Origin of the sequence: Clostridium sp. JN-1 (assembly GCF_003718715.1) — a bacterium.
Taxonomy (GTDB): domain Bacteria; phylum Bacillota; class Clostridia; order Clostridiales; family Clostridiaceae; genus Clostridium_AV.
In genome coordinates this window covers 2111504-2135045 of sequence record NZ_CP033465.1, presented here as the reverse complement: position 1 = coordinate 2135045, position 23542 = coordinate 2111504, and the positions used below count along the sequence as shown (strand labels likewise).

At 29.4% G+C, this 23542-nt stretch carries 23 protein-coding genes and 1 pseudogene; 16 read left to right on the top strand and 8 right to left on the bottom strand.

Features of this window, described 5'->3' with window-relative positions; genetic code table 11:
- Positions 1 to 71: 71 nt before the first annotated feature.
- On the top strand, positions 72 to 1244 hold the full coding sequence (locus EBB51_RS10135) for an alpha/beta fold hydrolase (protein ID WP_190285266.1): 1173 nt from the start codon (positions 72 to 74) through the stop codon (positions 1242 to 1244).
- 39 nt (positions 1245 to 1283) lie between these two features.
- Entirely contained in the window at positions 1284 to 1451 is a 168-nt protein-coding gene (locus tag EBB51_RS10130; protein ID WP_347560933.1) for a hypothetical protein, read from the top strand.
- A 171-nt stretch (positions 1452 to 1622) separates the two neighbouring features.
- Here the strand turns inward: EBB51_RS10130 and EBB51_RS13700 are convergent, their stop codons facing one another.
- Entirely contained in the window at positions 1623 to 1787 is a 165-nt protein-coding gene (locus tag EBB51_RS13700; RefSeq protein WP_190285265.1) for a hypothetical protein, read from the bottom strand.
- A gap of 504 nt (positions 1788 to 2291) precedes the next feature.
- Between EBB51_RS13700 and EBB51_RS10125 the strand changes: the two genes are divergently transcribed.
- Positions 2292 to 2690: a hypothetical protein gene (locus EBB51_RS10125; RefSeq protein ID WP_123054362.1), complete on the top strand. Its 399-nt coding sequence runs from the start codon at positions 2292 to 2294 to the stop codon at positions 2688 to 2690.
- Between the two features lie 267 nt (positions 2691 to 2957).
- Positions 2958 to 3308: pseudogene (locus EBB51_RS14025) on the top strand (DUF1963 domain-containing protein); the annotation flags it as partial.
- 238 nt (positions 3309 to 3546) lie between these two features.
- Here the strand turns inward: EBB51_RS14025 and EBB51_RS10115 are convergent.
- Complete coding sequence (locus EBB51_RS10115; RefSeq protein ID WP_123054361.1) at positions 3547 to 4065, bottom strand: nitroreductase family protein; 519 nt, start codon at positions 4063 to 4065, stop codon at positions 3547 to 3549.
- Positions 4066 to 4208: 143 nt separating this feature from the next.
- On the opposite strand from EBB51_RS10115, the gene EBB51_RS10110 reads away from it, so the two are divergent.
- Genes EBB51_RS10110 through EBB51_RS10100 form a run of 3 tightly spaced genes read left to right on the top strand, consistent with a single transcriptional unit; the run spans position 4209 to position 8372 of the window.
- Positions 4209 to 4550 carry a helix-turn-helix domain-containing protein gene (locus EBB51_RS10110; RefSeq protein WP_123054360.1) on the top strand — a complete coding sequence of 114 codons (342 nt, stop codon included), beginning with the start codon at positions 4209 to 4211 and terminating at the stop codon, positions 4548 to 4550.
- Positions 4551 to 4597: 47 nt separating this feature from the next.
- Positions 4598 to 6970 (top strand): type IA DNA topoisomerase, encoded by a 2373-nt coding sequence (locus tag EBB51_RS10105; RefSeq protein ID WP_123055042.1) that lies wholly within the window; start codon positions 4598 to 4600, stop codon positions 6968 to 6970.
- 49 nt (positions 6971 to 7019) lie between these two features.
- Positions 7020 to 8372, top strand: coding sequence for a folylpolyglutamate synthase/dihydrofolate synthase family protein (locus EBB51_RS10100; RefSeq protein ID WP_123054359.1), 1353 nt, complete (start codon positions 7020 to 7022; stop codon positions 8370 to 8372).
- Positions 8373 to 9602: 1230 nt separating this feature from the next.
- Here EBB51_RS10100 and EBB51_RS10095 read toward each other — a convergent pair.
- Complete coding sequence (locus EBB51_RS10095) at positions 9603 to 9857, bottom strand: TIGR03905 family TSCPD domain-containing protein (RefSeq protein WP_123054358.1); 255 nt, start codon at positions 9855 to 9857, stop codon at positions 9603 to 9605.
- A gap of 146 nt (positions 9858 to 10003) precedes the next feature.
- On the opposite strand from EBB51_RS10095, the gene EBB51_RS10090 reads away from it, so the two are divergent.
- Positions 10004 to 10891: a YncE family protein gene (locus tag EBB51_RS10090; RefSeq protein ID WP_123054357.1), complete on the top strand. Its 888-nt coding sequence runs from the start codon at positions 10004 to 10006 to the stop codon at positions 10889 to 10891.
- Between the two features lie 3 nt (positions 10892 to 10894).
- Here the strand turns inward: EBB51_RS10090 and EBB51_RS10085 are convergent, their stop codons facing one another.
- On the bottom strand, positions 10895 to 11419 hold the full coding sequence (locus EBB51_RS10085) for a DUF4364 family protein (RefSeq protein ID WP_123054356.1): 525 nt from the start codon (positions 11417 to 11419) through the stop codon (positions 10895 to 10897).
- Positions 11420 to 11611: 192 nt separating this feature from the next.
- On the opposite strand from EBB51_RS10085, the gene pdaB reads away from it, so the two are divergent.
- The 3 genes from pdaB (at position 11612) to EBB51_RS10070 (ending at position 13855) form a co-directional block, all read left to right on the top strand.
- Entirely contained in the window at positions 11612 to 12394 is a 783-nt protein-coding gene (gene pdaB, locus EBB51_RS10080) for a polysaccharide deacetylase family sporulation protein PdaB (RefSeq protein WP_123055041.1), read from the top strand.
- 175 nt (positions 12395 to 12569) lie between these two features.
- Positions 12570 to 13052 carry a hypothetical protein gene (locus EBB51_RS10075; protein WP_123054355.1) on the top strand — a complete coding sequence of 161 codons (483 nt, stop codon included), beginning with the start codon at positions 12570 to 12572 and terminating at the stop codon, positions 13050 to 13052.
- A 104-nt stretch (positions 13053 to 13156) separates the two neighbouring features.
- Positions 13157 to 13855, top strand: coding sequence for a single-stranded DNA-binding protein (locus tag EBB51_RS10070; RefSeq protein WP_123054354.1), 699 nt, complete (start codon positions 13157 to 13159; stop codon positions 13853 to 13855).
- A 224-nt stretch (positions 13856 to 14079) separates the two neighbouring features.
- On the opposite strand, the gene dapD is transcribed toward EBB51_RS10070, so the two are convergent.
- Complete coding sequence (gene dapD / locus EBB51_RS10065) at positions 14080 to 14793, bottom strand: 2,3,4,5-tetrahydropyridine-2,6-dicarboxylate N-acetyltransferase (protein ID WP_123054353.1); 714 nt, start codon at positions 14791 to 14793, stop codon at positions 14080 to 14082.
- Positions 14794 to 14966: 173 nt separating this feature from the next.
- Here dapD and EBB51_RS10060 point away from each other — a divergent pair, with 173 nt between their 5' ends.
- Positions 14967 to 16109: an aminotransferase class I/II-fold pyridoxal phosphate-dependent enzyme gene (locus EBB51_RS10060; protein ID WP_123054352.1), complete on the top strand. Its 1143-nt coding sequence runs from the start codon at positions 14967 to 14969 to the stop codon at positions 16107 to 16109.
- A 499-nt stretch (positions 16110 to 16608) separates the two neighbouring features.
- Here the strand turns inward: EBB51_RS10060 and dapB are convergent, their stop codons facing one another.
- From dapB to EBB51_RS10045, 3 genes are all read right to left on the bottom strand, one after another.
- The gene (dapB, locus tag EBB51_RS10055; RefSeq protein ID WP_123054351.1) at positions 16609 to 17358 is read right to left on the bottom strand and encodes a 4-hydroxy-tetrahydrodipicolinate reductase; all 750 of its coding nucleotides are present in this window, start codon (positions 17356 to 17358) and stop codon (positions 16609 to 16611) included.
- Between the two features lie 28 nt (positions 17359 to 17386).
- Complete coding sequence (gene dapA, locus EBB51_RS10050; protein WP_123054350.1) at positions 17387 to 18268, bottom strand: 4-hydroxy-tetrahydrodipicolinate synthase; 882 nt, start codon at positions 18266 to 18268, stop codon at positions 17387 to 17389.
- A gap of 96 nt (positions 18269 to 18364) precedes the next feature.
- The gene (locus EBB51_RS10045; protein WP_123054349.1) at positions 18365 to 19357 is read right to left on the bottom strand and encodes an aspartate-semialdehyde dehydrogenase; all 993 of its coding nucleotides are present in this window, start codon (positions 19355 to 19357) and stop codon (positions 18365 to 18367) included.
- Between the two features lie 227 nt (positions 19358 to 19584).
- On the opposite strand from EBB51_RS10045, the gene EBB51_RS10040 reads away from it, so the two are divergent.
- The 4 genes from EBB51_RS10040 (at position 19585) to hslO (ending at position 23429) form a co-directional block, all read left to right on the top strand.
- A complete protein-coding gene (locus tag EBB51_RS10040) occupies positions 19585 to 21258 on the top strand; it encodes a peptide ABC transporter substrate-binding protein (protein WP_123054348.1) in 1674 nt (557 codons plus the stop codon).
- A 148-nt stretch (positions 21259 to 21406) separates the two neighbouring features.
- Positions 21407 to 21661: an alpha/beta-type small acid-soluble spore protein gene (locus EBB51_RS10035; RefSeq protein ID WP_123054347.1), complete on the top strand. Its 255-nt coding sequence runs from the start codon at positions 21407 to 21409 to the stop codon at positions 21659 to 21661.
- Positions 21662 to 21785: 124 nt separating this feature from the next.
- Positions 21786 to 22529, top strand: a complete 744-nt coding sequence (locus EBB51_RS10030) for a class I SAM-dependent methyltransferase (RefSeq protein WP_123055040.1) — start codon at positions 21786 to 21788, stop codon at positions 22527 to 22529.
- Positions 22530 to 22544: 15 nt separating this feature from the next.
- Entirely contained in the window at positions 22545 to 23429 is an 885-nt protein-coding gene (gene hslO / locus EBB51_RS10025; RefSeq protein ID WP_123054346.1) for an Hsp33 family molecular chaperone HslO, read from the top strand.
- The last annotated feature ends 113 nt before the right edge of the window (positions 23430 to 23542 follow it).

Genomic DNA, 23542 nt, shown 5'->3' with positions numbered 1-23542 from the left:
TCTATTTGAAAGTAATTGTTATCCTCCTACATTATAATTTTTATTATAAAATTAATGCAGGAGGTATTTTCATGGAAAAAATACAATTTCAAAAAGGATCATTTGCACTTAACGAAGATTCAAATTTTAATTTTCAGTTAAATCGTACTGTAATGTGGGATGGAGGTGATATTAACGATATAAAAGCCATTTCACATAAAATTAAAGATAGTGCATCTTGGAAAAAAGAAATGATAGAGCTTGGTGATAAAGCGAAGAAAGAAGAACGAATAAAAGAAGCAATTGCATATTATCGCATGAGTGAATTTTTTATGTATGATGGTGATGCGGATAAAATCAAATATTACCAGTTGGCTACAGATTTATTTTATGAGTATTATCAAGACTATTTTAAGGATGGAGTGGTACAACGATTTAATGTACCATATGAAAATGTAAATTTGCCAGTTATGTTTGTAAAAGCAATTGGTGAGCGAAAAGATACTATATTACTACATGGCGGAAATGATTCTTATTATGAGGAATTCTTTTTTCCTATGTTATACTTTGCACAGAATGGATTTGATGTTTATTTATTTGAAGGACCTGGTCAGGGGGGAGTTATGAGGGTACAGGGGAAACATTTTACTCATGAATGGGAAAAACCTGTAAAAGCAATTTTGAATTTTTTTGAATTAAATAATGTCACGATTATTGGTGCATCGTTAGGAGGAATGCTTGCACCACGTGCAGCAGCATTTGATAAGAGGATAGGACGTGTGATAGCTTGGTCGGTTTTTACTAATTTTATGAATGTTTTAATTTCTACGCAACCGTCCTCTATACAGAAACTAACACGATTTTGTCTCAAGTTTCACCTTGGTTTCTTTATTAATTTTGCATTTAATAACAAAGCGAAAAGAGGAAATGAACTTGTGAAATGGGGGTTAAGTCATGGTATGTACGCATATGAAGCCAAATCACCGTATGAATATATTAAAAAGATTGATCAATATCAAATAATAGATATTGCAGATAAAATTGATCAGGATATTTTGATTATAGGTGCTTCGAAGGATCACTTTATTGATTATCGAACAGTAGGTACTGAAATAGATGCACTCACAAATGTAAAATCATTGTCAGTTAGAATTTTTACTGAAAAAGAAAATGGAGAAGGGCATTGCAATGTAGGAAATCCGAAACTGTGTTTTGATACTATGATCAACTGGATGGAGCAAATCAAGCAGAGAGATAAGAAGTAAAAAAATATGATTTTTATGTTCTGTCATTAAGTCTAAAATGTGAACCTTTATAAAACGATCTTATATGGAATTGAAAAGCTTCTTGATTGTTTAGATAGAAATGAAAAAAAGGGAGTAGTATATCATAGAGAAGGAATAAATGGAGATTATGATGGTTTTGATAATGTTGAGGAACTAATATCTTTTATTAAATCTGGGATTCGATAAATAGTAATTTATATTATTGAGATTAAAGTTTTAAAACATAAAAAATTATACGGGTTTATTTTTTATAAAAATTTGATATAATATAAATAAGAAAAGCTTAGAACGTTTTAAGTTTTAGGGCTATTGGTTTGATTTATTTATAACAAAATAAAATCGTATGAAAAAGCACAACTATTCTTGGTCGGATGGAGTGCTTTTTTCATGCGTTTTAAAACTTAATCTAAAACATTTAATACCTATGTTAAGTTCAAACTCTAAAAGTTTAGATTTTGAGCATAATGCTTTCATCATAATAATTAATAAAAATACTAAAACAATTAATAAAGTAATTATCATATCCAATACCACCCCCTTAAACTATTGATAAGAATACCAATAGCCCAAGGTGGGAAAACGTACAACCACCGTAGCCATCCTCTACGGAATATTTAGTTTTCAACTTGGATATTATACCATAATAATGTAGGATAAATACACAAGAATAAAATGGAAAAGCCTCACTTATAGTAGCTATGGAGAATCGTATCATAAGTAATAAGATAAGTTCTTATTGAAAAGTTTAAAAAATAGATTGTTTTTAACTTTAAAGCAATATATGATTATTTTAGGCATCGATGCACTAAAAAGTAGGAGAATAATCAATGGTGATAGATAAAGAACAATATGAAATGATATTTTAAAAAAATCATTTAGAAAATTTAATGATGAACTTAAGCTATCTAATAATGAATTATGTGATATTAATAAAAAAATAAAAACTTTAATACTACTTATAGATAACATTGATGTTAAATATCGTATTGTACGAAGAGAATAAACTACTTGCAAACGAGGTGTAAAATGAGAAAAAATATAGTATTAATTTTTACAAAAATTCTTTATATCTTATTTATAGTAGGAACTATAGTTTTGCTTTTTATTTCTAATAAACATATAGACATAGACAATGATATTGCTTTCAAATTCGGGATGAGCTATTTCTTTTTAACTCTCTTTATGCTTTTGTATGTACCTTTCATTACTATTTTAAATTCAAGGAAGTTAAAGTTTCATAAAATAAGAAAAAGGCTATTCAAGTTTTTTGCTATGCTTATTTTATTTGGTACTTTAAATTATGCTTTTGATTATGTGTATAGGCCTTCAAAGATAGATTTATTAAGAGAATTTTCTACCGCTTTGGGTGTAGTTTTTGGGTGGTGTTTTATAGATATTACATTTTTAAAAAATAAAGAGAATTAGGGTGTGAAACAGAGGACTTACAAATTAATACAAACTAACGGCTTGCGACAAAGTCGTATATTGGGTTAAAATAATTAAAGGTTTTCCGTAGTGTAACGTAGGAAAAGCATCAATAGATAATAAAATAGTTATTAATGATGATGATTATAATTGTTAGTTTTAGAATGGAATGATAGAAAGCTATAGAGAATGGTGTTTAGACTAAAAGTATTTGATGTATGGTGCGATTAATTTAGTAAGAACGAAGAGAAAGTAATGAAAAAATAAATAATAGAATTACCAAAAAGCTTAGAAAGATTTAGGAATAAAATAGAAAAAACTATAAAACCATATATAAAAATTAAATTACAAGAGCAAAAAACTATGCCTTGGGAGAGCAAATTAGGGGGAGATCCTTATTTGAAGGTTGGTATGGAATATCCTAAAGCATCTAACGGAGAATATTTAAGATTATTAGCTCAGATAAATTTTGAGGAAGTTCCACATTTAGAACCTTTTCCACAAAAAGGCATACTACAATTTTTTATACTTGCTGATGATGTGTATGGACTAGACTTTAAGCAAGGTTCTTACGTAAGATATAGGATTTATAATAATGAAATTATTCCTGAAAGATTTTATTTGGCAATTCCTAAGTATTAAAAACAGGTGGGCTTATTCAAGCAAAAATCAATATAGAAAACATTGAAAGGATAATAAATAAATGAGGCTTATAGCCTTAGACATTGACATTGCTTGGCTAAGGGTAGTTTTATTCGTAAAAATACCATATTGAAAATAAGATATAATAATTGATAAACAATTAAATCTGATATATAAGTTATAAAATTACCCCTGGGGTACCCCAGGGGTAATTTTATAGATGTTCATAATGTACAAGTTCTGATAATGGTTTTCTAGTTGCCTTATGTCTGTCAGGGCTTGGGGCAGGACCATCGCCATATCCTATAGCAAGTATATTTACAATCTCCATATTTTGAGGAATATTAAATTCTTTATTTAATACATCAGGTTTAAAGCCGCATATCCATAAACTGTTTAAACCCAAATCAGCAGCTTCGAGCATCATATGGTCAGTTAAAATAGCAGCATCGATGTTACTCAAGTTTTTACCATCATAGGATCTAGTCCAAGCTTTATCAGCATCTGCACAAACTAATATTGCTAATGGTGCGTCATAAGTATTAGCAGCTTTAGCAATATTTTTTAAACCTTCATCTTCTTGAACAACAATTAAAGAGACAGGCTGGCGATTTGCGCCGGTAGGAGCAACATGGGCTGCTTCCAAAATTTTATCAACTTTTGTTTTTTCTACCTTGATTTTAGTATATTTTCTGCAGGCAAATCTTTTTTTTGCAATATCTAAAAAATCCATATAAAATCTTCCTTTCAATTAAATAATTATGAGTTTGATATTCTCGAAAGCTTATGCTATTATTATAAACACTAAAGGTCAATATAACAAGAATGTACTTAAAAGTAATATAGTACCTAAAAAGATAGTGTTGGGGGATAGAAATGTTGGAAGAGAAAAGATTTAGTTGTTCAATGGATGCCACTATAAAAGTTATATGTGGAAAGTATAAGGGAATTATTTTATGGAATCTTATAGATAAAATATTGAGATTTAACGAGCTGCAAAAGCTTATACCACAAGCAACACCTAAAATGCTCACTCAGCAGCTTAGAGATCTTGAACGTGATGGATTAATTAATAGAGTTGTATATCCTGTGGTACCACCTAAAACGGAATATTCATTATCTGAATTTGGTAAAAGTGTAATTCCAGTATTGAATTTAATGTACCAATGGGGCAGTAACTATGTAAAAAAGTTAAAGGAAGAAAAGCATGAAAAATAACAGTGTGCTTGGCAAATAAGCAGTTGAAAGGAGTTGGCCGTAATATAATGAAGAGTTTAATAATAGCGGAAAAGCCAAGTTTGGCTATGAATATAGTTAAAAGCATAGGGGGTATGAGCAGACATGATGGTTATTTTGAAAACAATAATTACATTATAACCTTTGCTTTTGGTCATCTTCTTCAATTGTTCGATGTAGATGATTATTTTAATAGAGAAAAATCAAGGTGGAGGTTAGAAGAACTTCCTTTTGTTCCTGATGATTTTAAGTTTAAAATAAGGGACGATAGTGGAGTAAAAAAACAATTTAAGATAATAAACGACTTAATTAATAGAAAAGATGTTTTAGAGGTCATTAATTGTGGTGATGCAGATAGAGAAGGACAAGTTATTATAGACAATATAGTCAATAGAATTTTTGAAGATGGTAAATTTAAAAAACCTGTAAAAAGGCTGTGGCTTCCAGAACAGACTGCACAGACAATAAGAAGTGAATTGAAGACTTTAAAGGATGATGCAGAATATAAAAATTTGTATAATGAAGGTCTTGCAAGGACATATCTTGATTGGACATATGGAATAAATTTGACAAGGTATTTAAGTATAAAATCCAAGTCTTTTTTACCAGTAGGGCGTGTACTCATACCAATAGTTAAATTTGTCTATGATAGGGATAAGGCAATAGAAAACTTTAAACCTGAAACTTTCTTTGAGATAGGTGCAGTTATAAATAAAGACAATTTAGAAGTAAAAGCAAAATTAAAAAATAGGCATTTTGCAGCAGATGAAAGAAAAAAGGCAGAAGAATTATTAGACAGCTTGAAAGATAAAAAAGCTGTGGTTAGTAATGTCGAAAAAAAAGAAGTAAAGAAGCAGCCGCCAAAATTATTTTCACTTGATACTCTTCAAAATAAGATGTTTAAGGATTATAAAATGCCTTTAGATGATACGTTAAAGCATCTGCAGAGACTATATGAAAATGGATATACTACGTATCCAAGGACTAATACAGAATATTTAGCTGACAATGAAAAAGATAGAATAAAGAGCGTAATTGCAAAGGTAAAGCAAAAATTTAATGCAGATATAGATTTTAAGTATAAAAAGTCGATATTTAACAACAAGAAAGTTGAAAGTCACAGTGCGATAACTCTTACTGTTAAGCTTCCCAATGAAGGACAATTAACAGAAGGTGAGAAAAAGGTTTATGATGCAATAAAAAATAGATTTATAAGTAATTTTTTAAATGAAGAGACAATAATAGAAGAGACTAAAGTACTTATAAATATAGAAAATGAAGTTATAGAGCTTAAAGGAAACGTAATAAAGCAAAAGGGATTTTTTAAATATGAAAAGATGAAAAAAGAAAATGAACTCCCTAAATTTACAAAGGGTGAGGAACTTAATACAAAGCTTTCAGTAGATGAAAAACAAACCCAAAAACCTAATAAAGTAACTGAATCAGAACTAAATAATTTTCTTAAGAATCCTTTTAAAAAGCAAGAAGTTGAAGAACTTGAGATAGGTAATGATGATGAAGAATATAAATTGATACTTGAAGGCTGCGAGATAGGTACTGTAGCAACAAGAGCAGGAATCATAAAGAATGCAAAAAAATATGAATACATAAAAGAAGTTAAGGGTCATTTGGAGTGTGAAAATAAAGGCACTAAACTCATAGAAATTCTTGAAAAGCTGAATATTGCTATGGATAAAGAAAAAACTGTTGAATTTGGAAGAGAACTTAAAAAGGTATATAAAAATGATATAGAAGTGTGTGCCGTAATAGATAATGTGAAAAATGAATTAAATGACATAGTTTCTAATGGCAGCAATATTAAAATTGATAAAATAGAAAATAAAGCTTACAAAACAGAAAATAAATTTAAGGGTTTAGGGATATGCCCTGTATGTGGAAAAGGCAGCATAATAGCTGGCAGAACAGGTTACGGCTGCAGTAGATGGACAGTAGGCTGCAAGTTCTTTATAGGGAAGAAAATAGCAAGAAAAGATATCAGTGAATCTGTGGTGAAAAAGCTTATAAAAGATAAAAAAACAGGAATTATAAAGGGCTTCAAAAGTAAAAGTAATAAAAGCTTTGATGCTGGACTAAAAATAGAAAATGGAAATGTTGTATTTGATTTTAGCCTTCAAGATGAAGGGTTAGGTATATGCCCAGTATGCGGAAAAGGTAAAATTAAGGCTAATAAATCTGGATATGGCTGCAGTAGATGGAAGGAAGGCTGCAAATTCTTTATAGGGAAGAAGATAGCCGGAAAGAAGATAAGTGAAGCTGCCGTCAAGAAACTCATAAAGGATAAGAAAACAAATGTTATAAAAGGCTTCAAAAGTAAAACAGGCAGGGATTTTGATGCTGCATTAAAAGTGGAAAACGGTAAAATCATTTTTGATTTTACATAATAAAAAATTTTAATTTGCAAAATCAACTTACACGCGGGATGTGATAAAAATGAATTATGATGAAGCAGTGGAGTACATAGTGAATACTGCTAGGTTTGGAAAAAAGTCTGGACTTAATAGAATTAAAAAGATACTTGAGTTATTGGATAATCCACATGAAAAAATAAAATTTATACATATAGCAGGTACAAATGGCAAAGGCTCTACAACTGCAATGATTTCAAGCATTTTAATTAATGCAGGTTTTAAAGTTGGAATGTTTACATCTCCTTATATTGAAAAGTTTGAAGAGAGAATTCAAATAAATGGACAGAATATATCTAAATCTGCCTTGAGTGAAATTGTTACTGATATATCAAAAGCTGTTAACAAAGTGATAGAAATGGGATATGGAAATCCTACACAATTTGAAATAATAACATGTGCAATGTTTTGCTATTTTTATTATGAAAATGTTGACTTTGGTGTAATAGAAGTTGGCATTGGCGGAAGGCTTGATTGTACCAATGTAATTAAGCCATATGATGATAAAAGTAAAGGAGGAGTAATATTGAGTGTTATTACTTCTATAAGTTTTGATCATATGGCACTACTTGGAGATACATTACAGGAGATAGCTTATGAAAAAGCTGGAATAATAAAGACAGGTATTCCAGTTGTTTTGTATCCTAATGAAATGGAAGTTGAAAATGCAGTAGAAAAAGTTTGTTTAGATAAGAATGCTAAACTAATAAAAGTACCTTTTAATTGTGTCAGAAGTATCAATCATGAGAAAATAAATAGCAAAAGTATTGATTTTAATCAAAAGCTTGAGGTAAAAACATCAAAAGATAAATATGAGATTGAATTATCACTTCTTGGGAAACATCAACTTTTCAATTGTGCAGCTTCAATATTTGCCATAGAAGAATTGATAAAAATGGGAGTTAAAATAGAAAAAAGGCACATATATGATTCCTTAAAAAAAGTTAAATGGATGGGAAGACTTGAAGTAATGAGAAACAATCCAATTGTAGTTATAGATGGTGCACACAATGCAGATGGAATTCAAAAGTTAAAAGAAAGTATAGAAGAATATTTTGATTATAAGAAGCTAATTTTAATACTTGGCATACTAGCTGATAAAGAAGTTAGTAAGATGGTTCAAGAAATAGCTCCTATGGCACAAAAAATTATAACGGTATCTCCAAATACATATAGAGCAGAAAGTTCTGAAGAGCTTTGTGAAATAGTTAAAAAGGTCAATTCTAACTCAGAATCAAAAAGCGATTATAAAGATGCATATGAGACAGCATTATCTTATTGTAATAAAGATGATTTACTTGTTATATCTGGATCTTTGTATATGATAGGAGACATGAGAAAAATAATTAACAAATCACATAGAATGTATAATTCATAATATGCAGATATTGCGTATCAAGCATTGCATTGCAGCAAAATAAATTCAAACTGCATCGGCTGATATATGCCTCAAAGAACCTGCCGCTTCACCAAAAGTTCTAATAATTGTTTTATTTAAAAATGTCTACCTTTTCGCATGTGCCGTCCTGGCACGCTCAAAGCTCGGATCGTCCTGATCCGAATTACGACATTTTTAAATAAAACAATAAAGAACTTTAAGGTTTGCTCCAATGTTCTTTAAGGCATATATCAGCTTTCTGCAGTTTAAATTTATTTTTGCTTAAGCGTAATTTACAATACAAAATGCTAACTGTACCATCTGTATATATTAGTATTATAAATTATGTTGAAGTAATTATAAATACTTATCTTGCACTTACTAAGGCTGAAAAGCCCGCAGGTCGATAGACCATTAATTTTATACTTAGTTTTATTTGCTACAAAAGCTTTAAGAAAATCAATAATAAAATGCGCAGCATCGGAATTTTAAATTTTATTAAGCAGTATCAATAATTATTTGTAATAATTCACTAAAAATTTTCCTTAACCTTTCAGCTAAATTTTTATCATGTCAAATAATCCACCTGATGATTCATATGTATTAATTCTACGATATTACGAAAGAAATACATACAGAATAAGATTTACAGTTACACTTGCGATTTGAGCATGAAAATCAGAGCCTCATCGTCTAAGTTTTAGATTAATTTAATTACATACATAAAAATCCACAAAAATATGTATTTCAAGAGACTATCGTCTCAAAATCACTAAACGAATTATTCCACTTATGATATATAATTTGCTGATTTAAATCTATTTTTATTATGTTTTATCAGCCATTTAAATAAGCAAATATATACAATACTTAATGGAACATTTGTATAAATTGATGTATAAAATATTGTTAACAGTTATATACGTGATAAGGACAAACTTGGCTCATACGCAAAGGTATACTTGCAAACTGAAGGCACATTTAAAAAGTTTTTTACAGTTCTTAGCGAAGTCTTTTGGAAAAATTTTAGTAGATTATATATGTTTGAGCTTTGCGAGTTTATATAATCTGCTTAAATTTTCAAAAGACGAGCTTAGAAATGTTAAAACTTTTTTAAAGTGCTGAAGTTTGTGAGTATACCTTGGAGTATGAGTTAAGTTTGTCCTTATGCTGCATATATCTAACAACAATGCTTGATACACAATATCTGCACATTATGAATCAAAAGCACTAAGCGTGATTTTTTAATATTAATTCCTGGATTGCTGCAGCTAATTGATCTGGACAAGAAGTACCCTTACCTCCACATGATATACCTTTCAATTTTTTTGAAACATCATTTATATCCATACCTTCAACAAGTCTTGATATACCTTGTAAGTTCCCATTACATCCACCTGTAAATAATACATTAAAAATTTTATTATCTTTTACATCAAAACTTATTTTGCGTGAACAAACGCCTTTTGTTATATAAGTATACATAATTTATCACCTCAAGTTAGTTGTATATTATTGGATTAACAAAATTATTATATAAGATATATAAGCATTATTCAATACAAAATTTTAAATTTACTAAAGACATTTCTCGCTAATGTTCATATTATATTTGTGAGAGGGTGATGATATTGAGTTTTTTGTATGTGTGTAATACTTCATCAGACTGCATATCTAGTATTAACATAAATAAATTCAAAGAGGAAAATAGGATTTATCTAAAAAAACATAGTACCAGTGATAGAATTGGGCCGCATGGTATATGTGCATATAAAGACAAATTATTAGTTGTTAATAATTACAGCAACAGCATATCTATATTAGACAAGGTAAATGGAATTGAGGAAAGTAGTTATTATATAGGTGTGCATTGTAATGACGTAATAGTTTTTAAGGACACTGCTTATGTTATATGCGGAGACATTAATAGTTTAATCGTTTTTGACTTAATAAAAAAAGAGGTCATTTCACAAATTCCATGCGGAAATTTACCACACAGCATATGTATAAATAGAGAAAAGAAGCTGCTCTTAATTTCAAATATACAAGACGACAGCATAACTTTAATAAATTGTGCAAATAACAAAAGTATAAAAAATATACGTGTGGGAGCATATCCAACAAAAGCGGTATTTACTGTAGATGGAAGATACATTTTAGTATGTGAGAGCAATATAGGATCGGATTATAAGGGCAGTATAGCTGTAATGTCTTTAAAAAATTACAAAATAATAACGAGAATAGCTGCAGGAAATTCTCCTATAGATATGTGGTGTGATGAAAATTCATGTTTTGTATCAAACTTTGGAGATGGAAGTATAAGCTTAATAGACATAAATTATTATCGTGAGGATAAAAATATAATAGTAGGTGGAATGCCAAGAGCTATAACTAAATACGGAAAAAATGTTTATGTAGGTGACAGTTATAATAATTTATTGATAAAAGTAAATATTATAAGTAAACAAAAAAAACATATACCTATAGGAGGAGAACCTACAGGCATGATTTTAGTTTAAAAGTTAATTTTCATTAAGTAAATGTATTATTTTATTATATAAATTTAAATGATTTTTATTCCAATTTTCACATATTTCTTTAGCTTGTTTGTTTGAAGGGACATTTAATTTTATATCTATTAATATTGAATCATCTTTTAAGGCCTTTAAATTTACAATAAAGTTGTCATGTTCTATTGTATAATCTGCTCTAACTGTAACCTTTTTCTTAATATTATCTATTTGTTTATCGAGATATTCATTTACAGTATCAGTTTTTTGCTTTGAAATTCTATTGATAAACAAGAAAAGAACCTTTTCGCCTTTAATTGTTATAGTATATCTGTAACTCCCAGTTTCATTCGTATATTTTAAAAAATTAGAGGAGACCAACTCTGTTAAATACTGTTGAAGTGTAAAGTAATTTATAAGATTATTTTCAAGCACTATTTCTGTTATCTGATTATTAGAAATTGGAAAGTTCATTTTATTAAATATGTATAACAATAAAAGTTTATTTTCCGCTAATTCTAAAGTGTCATCAAACATTGTGAATCCTCCTAATTAATTATTGCATGATTTACATTACCTATATATTATAGCATAAAAAATAATAAAATAAATAAAGCTTAATTTGCAATAAATGCTTTATTTATTTTATTAATTGCATCTAGGACAATTATTTTTAAAATTTTTACATTTAATAGTAATATTTAGAAAATGCTTATACTATATAAATTTATGAGAATTAATATATTTGGAGGGTTAAAATTGAATGTTGTACTAAAAAAGAAAATTGCGTTTGTATCTCTTATGTTAATATTAGCTGTATTTATGTCTATGTTCATCAATTATAGAGATACAGGGGTATTTACAAACGTAAATAAAAAGATGCCAATATATTGTGTCAATACTCAAGAAAAAAAAGTTGCTATTACCTTTGATGTAAGTTTAGGGGCTGACTATATAGATAAAGTTTTAGATATACTCGATAAATATAACGTAAAAGCTACATTTTTTCTAGTTGGCGAATGGATAGACGGCCACCCAGATCAAGTTAAAGAAATATATAATAGAGGACACGAAATAGGAAATCATTCAAATAAGCATCCAGATATGACTAAGTTATCTAAGAATCAAATTATAGAAGATATGGATATTAATGATGCAAAGATAAGAAATTTAACGGGTTCTGGTACTAAACTATTTAGATGTCCATCAGGTTCATATAATAATTTAGTTGTACAAACTATTCAAGGTGCAGGATGTTATTGTATCCAGTGGGATGTAGATAGTATAGATTGGAAAGAACAAGGGCTGGACTTAGAATATAAAAGAGTTATAGATCATACAAATCCAGGTTCTATAATATTATTTCATACTACTGCAAAATACACACCTCAAAATTTACCTAGAATTATTGAAAAATTACAGCAGCAAGGATATAAATTTGTTAAGGTTGGGGATTTAATTTATAAGGATAACTATCATATAGATTACAGTGGAAGACAAGTTCATAATTAAAAAATATTAATAAATTCCTGTTTTAAATATTAAGGTTGTTGAAACATACGACATGTCTGTATTATAATGGAAATGTAGTTATTAACTTTATAGGCTCAGAAGTAGTATAAAAACTTACCTCTTGTTAAAAATAATTTTAAGCAATAAATTTGATCGGATAAAAGGGGGTAAGAATATGAAAACAATAGCTGTCATAGGAGCAAGTAAAACTTTTAGTGGATACTTATTTAAAGTATTAAGTTTAATGGAGATTCATTTAGAAGTATTCAGCAAGTACATGATAAAAAAAGAAAATGATTACAATTACGTCGCAGTCAATTCTAACACTAGTATTAAAGATGTACTTATAAATGGTATGTACTGTCTAATAAATATGGATTTAGCAGATTGCAAAAATCAAAATATTGATATATATGGAAATATAATAACGTATGGACTGGGAAGTAAGAATACGGTTACTGTGTCAAGTATTAAAGATAAAGAGGGCTTTGTTTACTGTCTTCAAAGAACATTATTTTGCGGTAATAAGATACTTGAACCACTTGAAATACCAGTTAAAATGAATTTCAATAATGATAATGAGTTATATGCAGCTATGGTTGGAATCACTATAAGCCTTATAGAGGGTAAGGATATCAATAATTTATGTGTAAGATAAAACTTATAATTTTTAATTTAATGATTTTTAGTATATTTTATATGTTTTGTGAATAACTATATGGTGATGAGGTAATTTAAAAACTAATGGAGAGAGGGGTTAAAATGGATAATTTAATGTTGAATAATAAAATTTATTTAGAAGGAGAAGTGATTTCCGAATTAGAATTTAGCCATGAAATGTACGGAGAGGGATTTTATACTTTTTATTTTGAAGTCCCAAGATTAAGTAGTACAAAAGACAAGTTGTTTGTGACTATATCAGAGAGGTTAATTGGCGAAATGGAAATAAAGGTTGGCTCTCAACTTGTCATAGAAGGACAGCTCAGATCTTATAATAAATTTATAAATGGGGCTAATAGATTGATACTGACAGTTTTTGTACGAAATATTGATTTTTGCAAAGAAAAGAGTAGAAATCCTAATCAAATATTTTTGGATGGTTTCATCTGTAAGGAGCCTATCTATAGGACAACTCCTTTTGGAAGAGAAATTTCAGATATGCTTTTAGCAGTTAATAGATCATATAATAAGTCAGATTACATACCAACAATAGCATGGGGAAGGAATTCAAGATTCTGTAAAAACTTGCAAGTTGGTGATAATATAAGGGTATGGGGAAGACTTCAAAGTAGAGAATACCAAAAGAGAATATCTGATACTGAAGTATTGAAAAAGATGGCATATGAAGTTTCAATTTCAAAAATGGAAAAAGTAAATAAAGAAAGTGATGATGAACCCAAAACAAGTGAAACATGTGAAAAACCAGAAAGTAAAAATCAAGATGAAAAGCAAATATCATAACAGAGAAAAATGACAAGCATTTTTAGATGACAGATGACATAGGACAGAGGACAGTGAAGGAGGATTTTTCTCAGCTAAGCTTACGAAAAATCTTTAATTAAATTTTTGACAACTCGTTTCGCTAAAGCGAAACATTGCTAACTTATATAAATTTAAAGATTCTTTTGCGCTAGCAAAAAATCAACCTTCACTGTCCTCTGTCAATTGTCCTCTGTCCTCTGTTTTTATTTTCTAAGGTCATCAAGCAGCTGTGTCTTGCCTTTAGTTTGATCATCAACTTTTTTAATTATTTTAGCAGGAACTCCTGCAGCAACTACTCCTTCAGGTACATCTTCTACAACTACTGAACCGGCAGCAACTACAGAGTTTTTGCCTATTTTTACACCTTCAAGTATTACAGCATTTGCACCTATTAAAACATCATCGCCTATTTCACAAGGTGATTTGCTAGGCGGCTCAAGTACACCAGCTACTACAGCACCTGCACCAAGATGAACTCTCTTACCAAGTTTGCCTCTTGCACCTACTACGGCGTTCATATCTACCATAGTACCTTCACCAATTTCAGCACCTATATTTATAACAGCGCCCATCATTATAACAGCGCCTTTTCCAATTTTAACCTTATTTCTTATGATTGCACCCGGCTCAATTCTTGCGTCTATTTTTGTAAGATCTATAAGTGGGATTGCAGAATTCCTTCTGTCATATTCTACTCTAAATTTTTTAATCTTATCTTTATTTTTAGCTAATAAGCTAGAAACTTCTTCTGCTTCTCCAAATAATATATAAAATTTAGGACCGCCTTCATAACTTTCTATATTTCCAAGGTCACATCCATCAAGATTCCCTTCTAAGTATACTTTTACTGGAGTTGATTTCTTAGATTCCTTTATGTATCTTGCTATTTCATATGGATTAGTTAAATCATAACTCATGTGGACAACCTCCTATATTTTTTAAAGTAATAATACTATTATAATAAATATAGTCAACTAATTAAAGTTTTAAATAAAAATATTTATTTAAAGATAAAAAGGCAGTGATATAATAAATAATAAATATTTTCTATTATAATATTTTAAACTTACTAATTATTGGAGGAATTTTTATGAATAACGACTTTTTATCTCAAAAAGTAAATGCAATAGAAATATCAGGTATAAGAAAGTTTTTCAATAAGGTATCAAAGTATCCAGGGTCTATATCACTTACATTAGGACAGCCGGATTTTAATGTTCCTGATAAGATAAAGAAGGCTATGATTGATGCTATAAATGATAATAAAACTACATATACAGCCAATGCAGGTATAATAGAATTAAGGAAAGAAATTTCAAAGTATCTAAAAACTATGGGCATAGAATATGATACAGAAGATGTATGCCTTACAGTTGGCGGAAGTGAGGGATTGATGTCAGTATTTTCAGCATTGATAAATCCAAATGATAAAATACTTATACCAAATCCTGCATATCCAGCTTATGAAAGCTGCATTACACTTTTAGGTGGAAAAATATTAAATTATAAATTTAATGAAGACTATAGTATAGATTTTGACTACTTGGAAAAGTTGATTAAAAAGGAAAATCCTAAGATAATGGTATTGTGTTACCCATGTAATCCAACAGGAGCTGTTTTATCAAAAGAAGATAGGGATAAACTTCATAAGATAATTAAAGAAAACAATATTGTTGTCATAAGTGATGAAATATATAGTGCTTTGTGTTTTGAAGAAGAATATTACTCATTAGCACAATTTGACGATATAAAAGATAGGGTAATAGTTGTAAGTGGATTTTCCAAAATGTTTTCAATGACAGGACTTAGAATAGGATATGTATGTGCAAAACCTGAACTCATGAATGGAATATTAAAGGTTCATGCATATAATGTTTCATGTACATCATCGATAGCACAGTGGGGAGCGTATGAAGGACTTAAAAACTGTTTAAATGACGTTGAATACATGAAACAGGAATTTATAAAGAGAAGGGACTTTGTATATGCTGAGCTAGTAAATATGGGATTTGAAACTAATTTACCTAAAGGTGCATTTTACATATTTCCTTCAATAAAAAAATTTAGTTCTTCAAGTGAAGAATTTTGTGAAAAACTTTTGAAAGAAGCTAGGGCAGCGGTAGTTCCAGGCAGTGCTTTTGGAAGTGAAGGAGAAGGACACATAAGGATTTCTTATGCATATAGTATAGAAGAATTGAAAGAAGCTCTAGACAGGATAAGAAAAGCATTATAAAAAATGCAAAGCATTTTTTAGAGGACAGGAGATAGAGGACATAGGACAGAGAAGGAGGATTTTTCTCCGCTAAGCTTACGAAAAATCTTTAATTAAATTTTTAATAGCTCGTTTTGCTGAAGCAAAACATTGCTAAATTTCTTCTTCTAGTATAAGCCCTTGAAACTTAATACTAGTATAGTGACATTCTTGATCAGAATGAATAAGGGTTTTCTTCGTTAGGGAAATACCATGATCACGTATTAATATATTTACAGTTTTATAATTTTTCCCTATAGTAATCAGCTCCTTTAAAATAGTTTACAACAAAAAAAGACCCTGTAAAACAAAATCAGTTAAAAACGGTGCTTTGTACGTTTTTTATAACTGTCCATTTTATAGGGCCTATTTTATTACATAAATCTAGGTACGTTTTCGAGTTTTAAAATTAAAGATTTTTTGCAGCGCAGCGGAGAAAAATCATCCTTCATTGTCCTTTGTCCTCTGTCCTCTGTTTTTATTATTGATTTATGACATCATCCATTGAATAAAAACCTTTTTCTTTATTAGCCATAAACTCGCAAGATTTAAGTGCACCAATTGCAAATACTTCTCTTGAAATAGCAGTATGCTTTATTTCTATGGTTTCACCTTGTCCTGCAAAAATGATTTCATGTTCTCCAACTATACTTCCGCCTCTTATTGAATGAATTCCTATTTCTTCATGCTTTCTCTTCGCTGTACCATTTCTTCCGTGTACATAAGTAGTTTCTTCAGGAATTGATTCTTTTATAGTGTCTGCAAGTAAAAGTGCAGTACCACTTGGAGAATCTACCTTTTGATTATGATGTTTTTCTACAACTTCAATGTCAAAACTATTGTATAAAAATGCACTTATATTTTTTAAAACATTGTTTATAACATTTATACCTATTGACATATTTGCGGAACGAAATACGGCAGTTTTATTTGAAGCTTCTTTTATTTGAGAAAGTTGTTCATCACTATATCCTGTTGTACAAAAGATAATTGGGATTTTCTTATCTACAGAGTATTTTAGAAGACCATCTAATGAATCTGGTCTTGAAAAATCTAAAATTACATTAGCCTCTATAGTGCATTTAGATATATCAGAAAAAACAGGATAAGTTGACTCTTGAGTATTTTTATCTATGCCTGCAGCTATATTTAAATTTGGAAAGTTACTAACACAATTTGATACTACCTTCCCCATTTTTCCATTACATCCATTTAATATAATTTTAATCATTAAAAAACCTCCTACTTGGACAAAGTAACTATTTTAATAATCCATAATTTTTAAGTTCAGCCTTTAAAACTTTTAAATTTGATTCGGTCATATCACAAAGAGGAAGTCTTAAATTTCCTACATTCATACCTAAAATATTCATTGCAGTTTTTATAGGTATAGGATTAGTTTCTATAAATAATGCATTGGTTAAGGCAAGAGAATCTAATTGGATTTTTAATGCCTCATTTACTTTACCATCAAAGAACAGCTGGCACATATCGTTTACATCTTTTGGAATTATGTTTGAAAGTACAGATATAACACCAATACCGCCTAAAGCAAGAATAGGAATTATCTGATCATCATTTCCAGAATAAATATCGAGTTTATCTTTGCAAAGAGCTTTTATTTTAGCTATTTGACTTATATTGCCGCTAGCTTCCTTAATTGCAGCGATATTATCAATTTCACACAATTCTTTTAAAGTACTAGGAAGAATGTTTAAGCCTGTTCTTCCAGGAACATTATATATTATTATAGGAATTTTAATACTTGATGATATAGCTTTATAGTGTTCTATAAGTCCCTTTTGAGTAGTTTTATTGTAATAAGGTGTTATTACCAATACACCATCTACACCAATGCTTTCAGCCCATTTACTCATTTCTATAGCTGCTTTAGTATTGTTACTGCCAGTACCTGCAATAACAGGTATTCTTTTGTTTACAATATCTACTGTAAACTTTATTGTAGATTTTCTTTCTTCTTCTGTCATAGTAGAAGCTTCTCCAGTAGTTCCACATATTACAATGGCAGAAGTTCCAGATTTTATATGCCACTCTAGTAACTCTTTTAATTTTTCAAAGTCTACACCACTTTCATTAAATGGTGTAATAATGGCAACACCAGCACCTTTGAATAAACTCATAAAAAACACCTCTTCATATTTTTATTTAATATTTATTAACTTATTGTTCTAGTTAATATATGATTTAAATAGAACAATAAGTTATAGTAAGTTAAATTATTTATTTTTTATTATATATTCAGCTATTTGAATAGCATTGCTAGCAGCACCTTTTCTTATGTTGTCAGCTACTACCCATAGATTCAATCCATTATCTACACTAAAGTCTCTTCTAATTCTTCCAACATACACTTCATCATGACCTGCTGCATCAATAGGCATTGGATAAACAAGGTTATCTACATCATCTTTCAATATTACACCAGGAGCATTTTTATATAATTCAAATATATCTTTTATATCAAAGTCTTTTTTTAGTTCAACATTTATACTTTCACTGTGTCCATATGCTACTGGAACTCTTGCTGTAGTAGCAGTTATTTTTAAAGTATCATCATGCAGTATTTTTTTAGTTTCATCAACCATCTTCATTTCTTCTTTTGTATATCCATTGTCCAAAAAATCGTCAATGTGAGGTAAAATATTGCCGGCTATTGGATAAGGAAATTTTTGGGGGGGAACATTTTTATATCCCTCTAATAAATCATTATATCCACCCATACCTGCTCCTGACACAGCTTGATATGTAGAATATATTATTCTTTTTATTCCATACTTATCCTTAAGAGGCTTTAAAGGTACCATTGCTTGAATTGTAGAGCAATTTGGGTTTGCTATTATACCTTTATTAAACTTTATATCTTCTGGATTTACTTCTGGAACAACGAGAGGTACCTCTTTGTCCATCCTCCATGCACTGCTGTTGTCTATAACAGTAACATTATATTTAACAAAAATAGGGGCATATTTTTTACTTACACTTCCACCAGCTGAGAATAAAGCAAAATCTATTTTCTTATCTTTAATATTTTCTTCATTTAATTCTTCGACTATTATATCTTTTCCTTTAAAATTTAAAAACTTACCTGCAGATCTTGAAGATGCATAAAAATAAATTTCATTTATCGGAAAATTTCTTTCTTCTAATATTTCTAGAAACTTTCTTCCAACCATTCCCGTGCATCCAACAACTGCTACATTGTATCTCATTATACTAATACCTCCTAAAATACTTTTTATTATATATTATATAGCTCAAATAGATAAAAATATATACTTTTTTAATATAACTGCAATTTGTAATATAAACATAAAATAGTAGGATTTTAACATTTTATGTTTTATTTTAGTTAAGTTGGTATAGAATTAAGGTATAGAATTCAAATAATTCATTCAATTTATTCTTATAATAATACCATAAAAGGAGGGGAAAATGCTTGTTAAGTAAAAAGAAATTACTAATTTTATTTGCAGTTTTAATAAGTTTCTCTTTTAGCAGCTGTTCACATAAACAAAATGAAACAGCACCTGTTGATAAAAATCAATACTTGAACTTAACTTTAGATGGTGACCCTCAAGGGTTAGATCCTTCTAAAAATTATGATACATCATCTCTTCAAGTTTTAACTGAAGTAAATGAATCTTTGACAAGACTTGAAAGGGATCAAAATGGAAAACAAGTTGTAAGGCCGGCTGGAGCAAAAAGCTATGATGTCACGCCAGATGGATTGAATTGGACATTCCGTTTAAGAGATAATAAGTGGTCGGATGGAAAGGAAGTAACAGCAAAGGATTATGAGTATGGTATAAAGAGAACATTAGATCCAAAGACAAATTCCCAAAAGGCATTTCTCTTATATATTATAAAAGGAGCTAAAGATTATAATACTTCAAATTCGAATATTTCATCTGATGTTGTTGCTGTAAAGGCATTAGATGATAAGACTTTAAAGATAACCTTGGGAGCACCATGTGCTTATTTCTTAAATTTAACTTGTTTTTCAATAATGCAGCCTCAGAGGGAGGACATTGTAAAGAAATATTCGAATAAATATGCTTTAAATAGTGATACAACTTTATTTTGTGGGCCTTTTAAAGTAAAACAATGGATATATGGAGACAGAGTTGAACTAATTAAAAATGAAAATTATTGGGATAAAAATTCTGTAAAACTTCAAAAAGTTAATATGAAAATCTTAAAAGAAAATAATACTACATATTCGAAGATATCAGATGGATCTATTGATGCTGCAAATATTATACAACCTGATTTAAAAAATAGATTAAATAAGCAGAATAAATTTGATGTAATAACTGTCCAAGAACCCATATCAGATTTTGAAGTATTTAATCAAAATAATGAGTATTTTAAAAATGTAAATATAAGAAAAGCTTTTTCACTTGCAATAGATAGAGAAGAAGTATCTAAGACTTTATGGAAAGGAGTACATAAGCCTGCTTATGGATTAATTCCTCCTTCAATACAAATAGGAGATGAATATTTTAGAAGCAAGGTAAGTTTAGATCCTATAAAAGGACTAAAGGAAGCGAGTACAAGTTCTAGAAAGCTTTTTGAACAAGGATTAAAAGAAATAGGATTTAAAGGTAATCCATCAAGTATAACCATAACTTACCTCCAGCCTGGAAAAGATTATGAACAAAGGAAAATAGCTGAATTTTTTAAGAATATGTATGAAAAAAATTTAGGAGTACATATAAAGGTAGAATATGTTCCTTGGGATGAGTTTGAAAAGAAGATATCTTCAGGAGATTATGAACTAGCTTCTATGATGTGGACTTCTGATTTTAATGATCCTATGTCTCAATTATTTATATGGGTTACTGGTGCAAATTTTATAAAAGTAAACTGGTCTAATGAAAGGTATGATTCTTTAATTAAAAGTGCAGCTTTTCTTCCTCAAACTGAAAACAATGCTAGATTTGAGAATTTTAAAGAAGCTGAAAATATACTGCTGGCAAAGGATACTGTTATTGCACCTACTGTCTATAGAAACAGCAGTTTATATAAATATAAATATGTAAAAAATATAATGTGTACTACATCTGGCTCACTATATGAAATAAAGTATGCATATACCCAAGGCAGATAAGTTTATAGAATTTCCAGCTTAAACGTTAACATTGAGTTATATAAGTAATGATTTTGTATACATCATGATAATATTTAAAATAATATTAGGTATAAATGCTGGTTTAGTGTAAAAAATAAATACTAAAAGTGAGGGTGGTGTTATACATATGGGAAAAACTCCATTAAAAAAAGTAATAAAGGCGAAACTTAAATCAAATAGAGAACTGAATGAAGCAGAAAAACTTAGGGAAAAGATGAAATATGAAATAGCTGATGAACTTGGATTAAGTGAAAAAGTCGATAAATATGGATGGAGTGCGCTCACTTCAGAGGAAACAGGGAGAATCGGTGGAATTATGACTAAGAGGAAGAAAGAACTTAATATACCTAAAAATGAAATTATATTGAAAGAATATGAATAAAATTAGTTAAAATATAAGCTTCAATTAATGTATTTAAAGTAATTGATTGACTTAAATACAGATAATATATAATATTAATTAATGATGCAGTAAATACTTATTTGAAGCGAGATGATTGATTGGAATGGATTGCTATAGAGATTTTGCCCACATATATGATGAACTCATAAATGCTGACATAGATTATTTAAAGTGGTCTAAAGTCATATTGGATATTTGTGATGAGTTTAATATAAATAGAAAGCATTACTTGGATTTGGGCTGCGGTACGGGTAACTTGACTCAAAAATTGGCTCCATATTTTAAAGATGTATGGGCTGTAGATTTATCTTATGACATGCTAACAGAAGCTGACATAAAGTTAAGAAAAGATGGATTTAAAGTTAAGATGGTGTGTCAGAACATGACAGAATTAAATTTAAATAGAAAGTTTGATCTTATAACTTGCTGCCTTGATTCAACTAATTATATTTTGAAAGAAGAAGATATGATAAGATATTTAAAAAAGGCAGCTTATCATTTAAAAGAAGATGGAATATTTATATTTGATATAAATTCGTATTATAAGCTTTCAAACATTTTGGGGAATAATATTTATGATTATGATGATGAAAATGTAACTTATATATGGGAAAACTGTTTTGAAAATGATATTGTAGAAATGTATTTGACATTCTTTGTAAGAGAAGGTGAACTGTATAGAAAATTTACAGAACAACATATGGAGAGGGCATATAAGGATGATAAAATACGTTCATTTTTAAGTGAGGCAGGATTGAAAATATTAAAAGTTATGGATAACTATGAAAAAGATATTATAGATGATTCTACAGAAAGAATAGTCTATATTGCAAAAATAGATAACTAGGAGGAAACTGATAAAGTGGATGATAAATTAGTAAAAGCTACTGCTAATAATGGGGAAGTAAGAATAATAGCAGCCATAACTACAGAGCTTGTAAATGAAGGCGTGAAAATTCACAAATGCAGTGCAACAGCTGCAGCTGCACTTGGAAGAATGCTTACAGCAGGAAGTATCATGGGCTCTATGCTTAAATCGGATAAAGATAGTTTAACTTTAAAAATATCAGGAGGAGGAGAGGCTAAAGGAGTAGTTGTTACTTCTTATGAGGATGCTCACGTAAAAGGCTATATTGGAAATCCAAATGTAGAACTTCCAGCTAATGAAAAAGGAAAACTTGATGTTGGTGGTGCCATAGGTAAAAATGGAAATCTCGCAGTTATAAGAGATATGGGACTTAAGGAACCATATGTTGGCCAAGTCCCAATATATACTGGAGAAATAGGTGATGATCTTGCTTATTATTTTACTGTATCAGAACAGACACCATCAGCAGTAGGGGTTGGTGTATTAGTAAATACAGATTTGAGTATAAAGGCAGCTGGTGGATTTATAATACAAATGATGCCTGGAGCAAGTGAACTTACAGCAGATTTAGTTACTTATAGGCTTCAAGAAATACCTTCTATAACTAGTTTAATTGAAAAGGGAATGACTGTAGAAGAAATTTTAGAATTCATATTTGAAGGTATGGATTTAAAAATATTAGACAGTATGCACCCAACTTATAGATGTGATTGTTCAAGAGAAAGAGTTGAAAGAGTTCTTATGAGTATAGGTAAGAAAGATTTGCAGAATATATATGATGATGGAAAAACTGAAGAATTAAAATGTGAATTTTGTAATAAGTCATATGAATTCACACATGAAGATATAGGGAGAATACTTAAGGCTGCAAGTAGATAATATAAAAATATTGCATCGCAATATTTTTTATGCGTTTCGAGCGTTGACAATATAAAGGAATTATTATATAATAACAATGTCCTTAAGGGGACGTTGTTATTGTTAAGTTTAGA

Coding starts and splice junctions, on each gene's coding strand:
- pdaB (WP_123055041.1), top strand. CDS start 11,612: ATGAGAATTAATATATTTGGAGGGTTAAAATTGAATGTTGTACTAAAA.
- EBB51_RS10115 (WP_123054361.1), bottom strand. CDS start 4,065: ATGGATTTTTTAGATATTGCAAAAAAAAGATTTGCCTGCAGAAAATAT.
- EBB51_RS13700 (WP_190285265.1), bottom strand. CDS start 1,787: ATGATAATTACTTTATTAATTGTTTTAGTATTTTTATTAATTATTATG.
- EBB51_RS10105 (WP_123055042.1), top strand. CDS start 4,598: ATGAAGAGTTTAATAATAGCGGAAAAGCCAAGTTTGGCTATGAATATA.
- EBB51_RS10070 (WP_123054354.1), top strand. CDS start 13,157: ATGGATAATTTAATGTTGAATAATAAAATTTATTTAGAAGGAGAAGTG.
- EBB51_RS10100 (WP_123054359.1), top strand. CDS start 7,020: ATGAATTATGATGAAGCAGTGGAGTACATAGTGAATACTGCTAGGTTT.
- EBB51_RS10135 (WP_190285266.1), top strand. CDS start 72: ATGGAAAAAATACAATTTCAAAAAGGATCATTTGCACTTAACGAAGAT.
- EBB51_RS10045 (WP_123054349.1), bottom strand. CDS start 19,357: ATGAGATACAATGTAGCAGTTGTTGGATGCACGGGAATGGTTGGAAGA.
- EBB51_RS10110 (WP_123054360.1), top strand. CDS start 4,209: ATGTTGGAAGAGAAAAGATTTAGTTGTTCAATGGATGCCACTATAAAA.
- dapD (WP_123054353.1), bottom strand. CDS start 14,793: ATGAGTTATGATTTAACTAATCCATATGAAATAGCAAGATACATAAAG.
- EBB51_RS10085 (WP_123054356.1), bottom strand. CDS start 11,419: ATGTTTGATGACACTTTAGAATTAGCGGAAAATAAACTTTTATTGTTA.
- EBB51_RS10035 (WP_123054347.1), top strand. CDS start 21,407: ATGGGAAAAACTCCATTAAAAAAAGTAATAAAGGCGAAACTTAAATCA.
- EBB51_RS10030 (WP_123055040.1), top strand. CDS start 21,786: ATGGATTGCTATAGAGATTTTGCCCACATATATGATGAACTCATAAAT.
- dapB (WP_123054351.1), bottom strand. CDS start 17,358: ATGATTAAAATTATATTAAATGGATGTAATGGAAAAATGGGGAAGGTA.
- EBB51_RS10075 (WP_123054355.1), top strand. CDS start 12,570: ATGAAAACAATAGCTGTCATAGGAGCAAGTAAAACTTTTAGTGGATAC.
- EBB51_RS10095 (WP_123054358.1), bottom strand. CDS start 9,857: ATGTATACTTATATAACAAAAGGCGTTTGTTCACGCAAAATAAGTTTT.
- EBB51_RS10125 (WP_123054362.1), top strand. CDS start 2,292: ATGAGAAAAAATATAGTATTAATTTTTACAAAAATTCTTTATATCTTA.
- EBB51_RS10060 (WP_123054352.1), top strand. CDS start 14,967: ATGAATAACGACTTTTTATCTCAAAAAGTAAATGCAATAGAAATATCA.
- dapA (WP_123054350.1), bottom strand. CDS start 18,268: ATGAGTTTATTCAAAGGTGCTGGTGTTGCCATTATTACACCATTTAAT.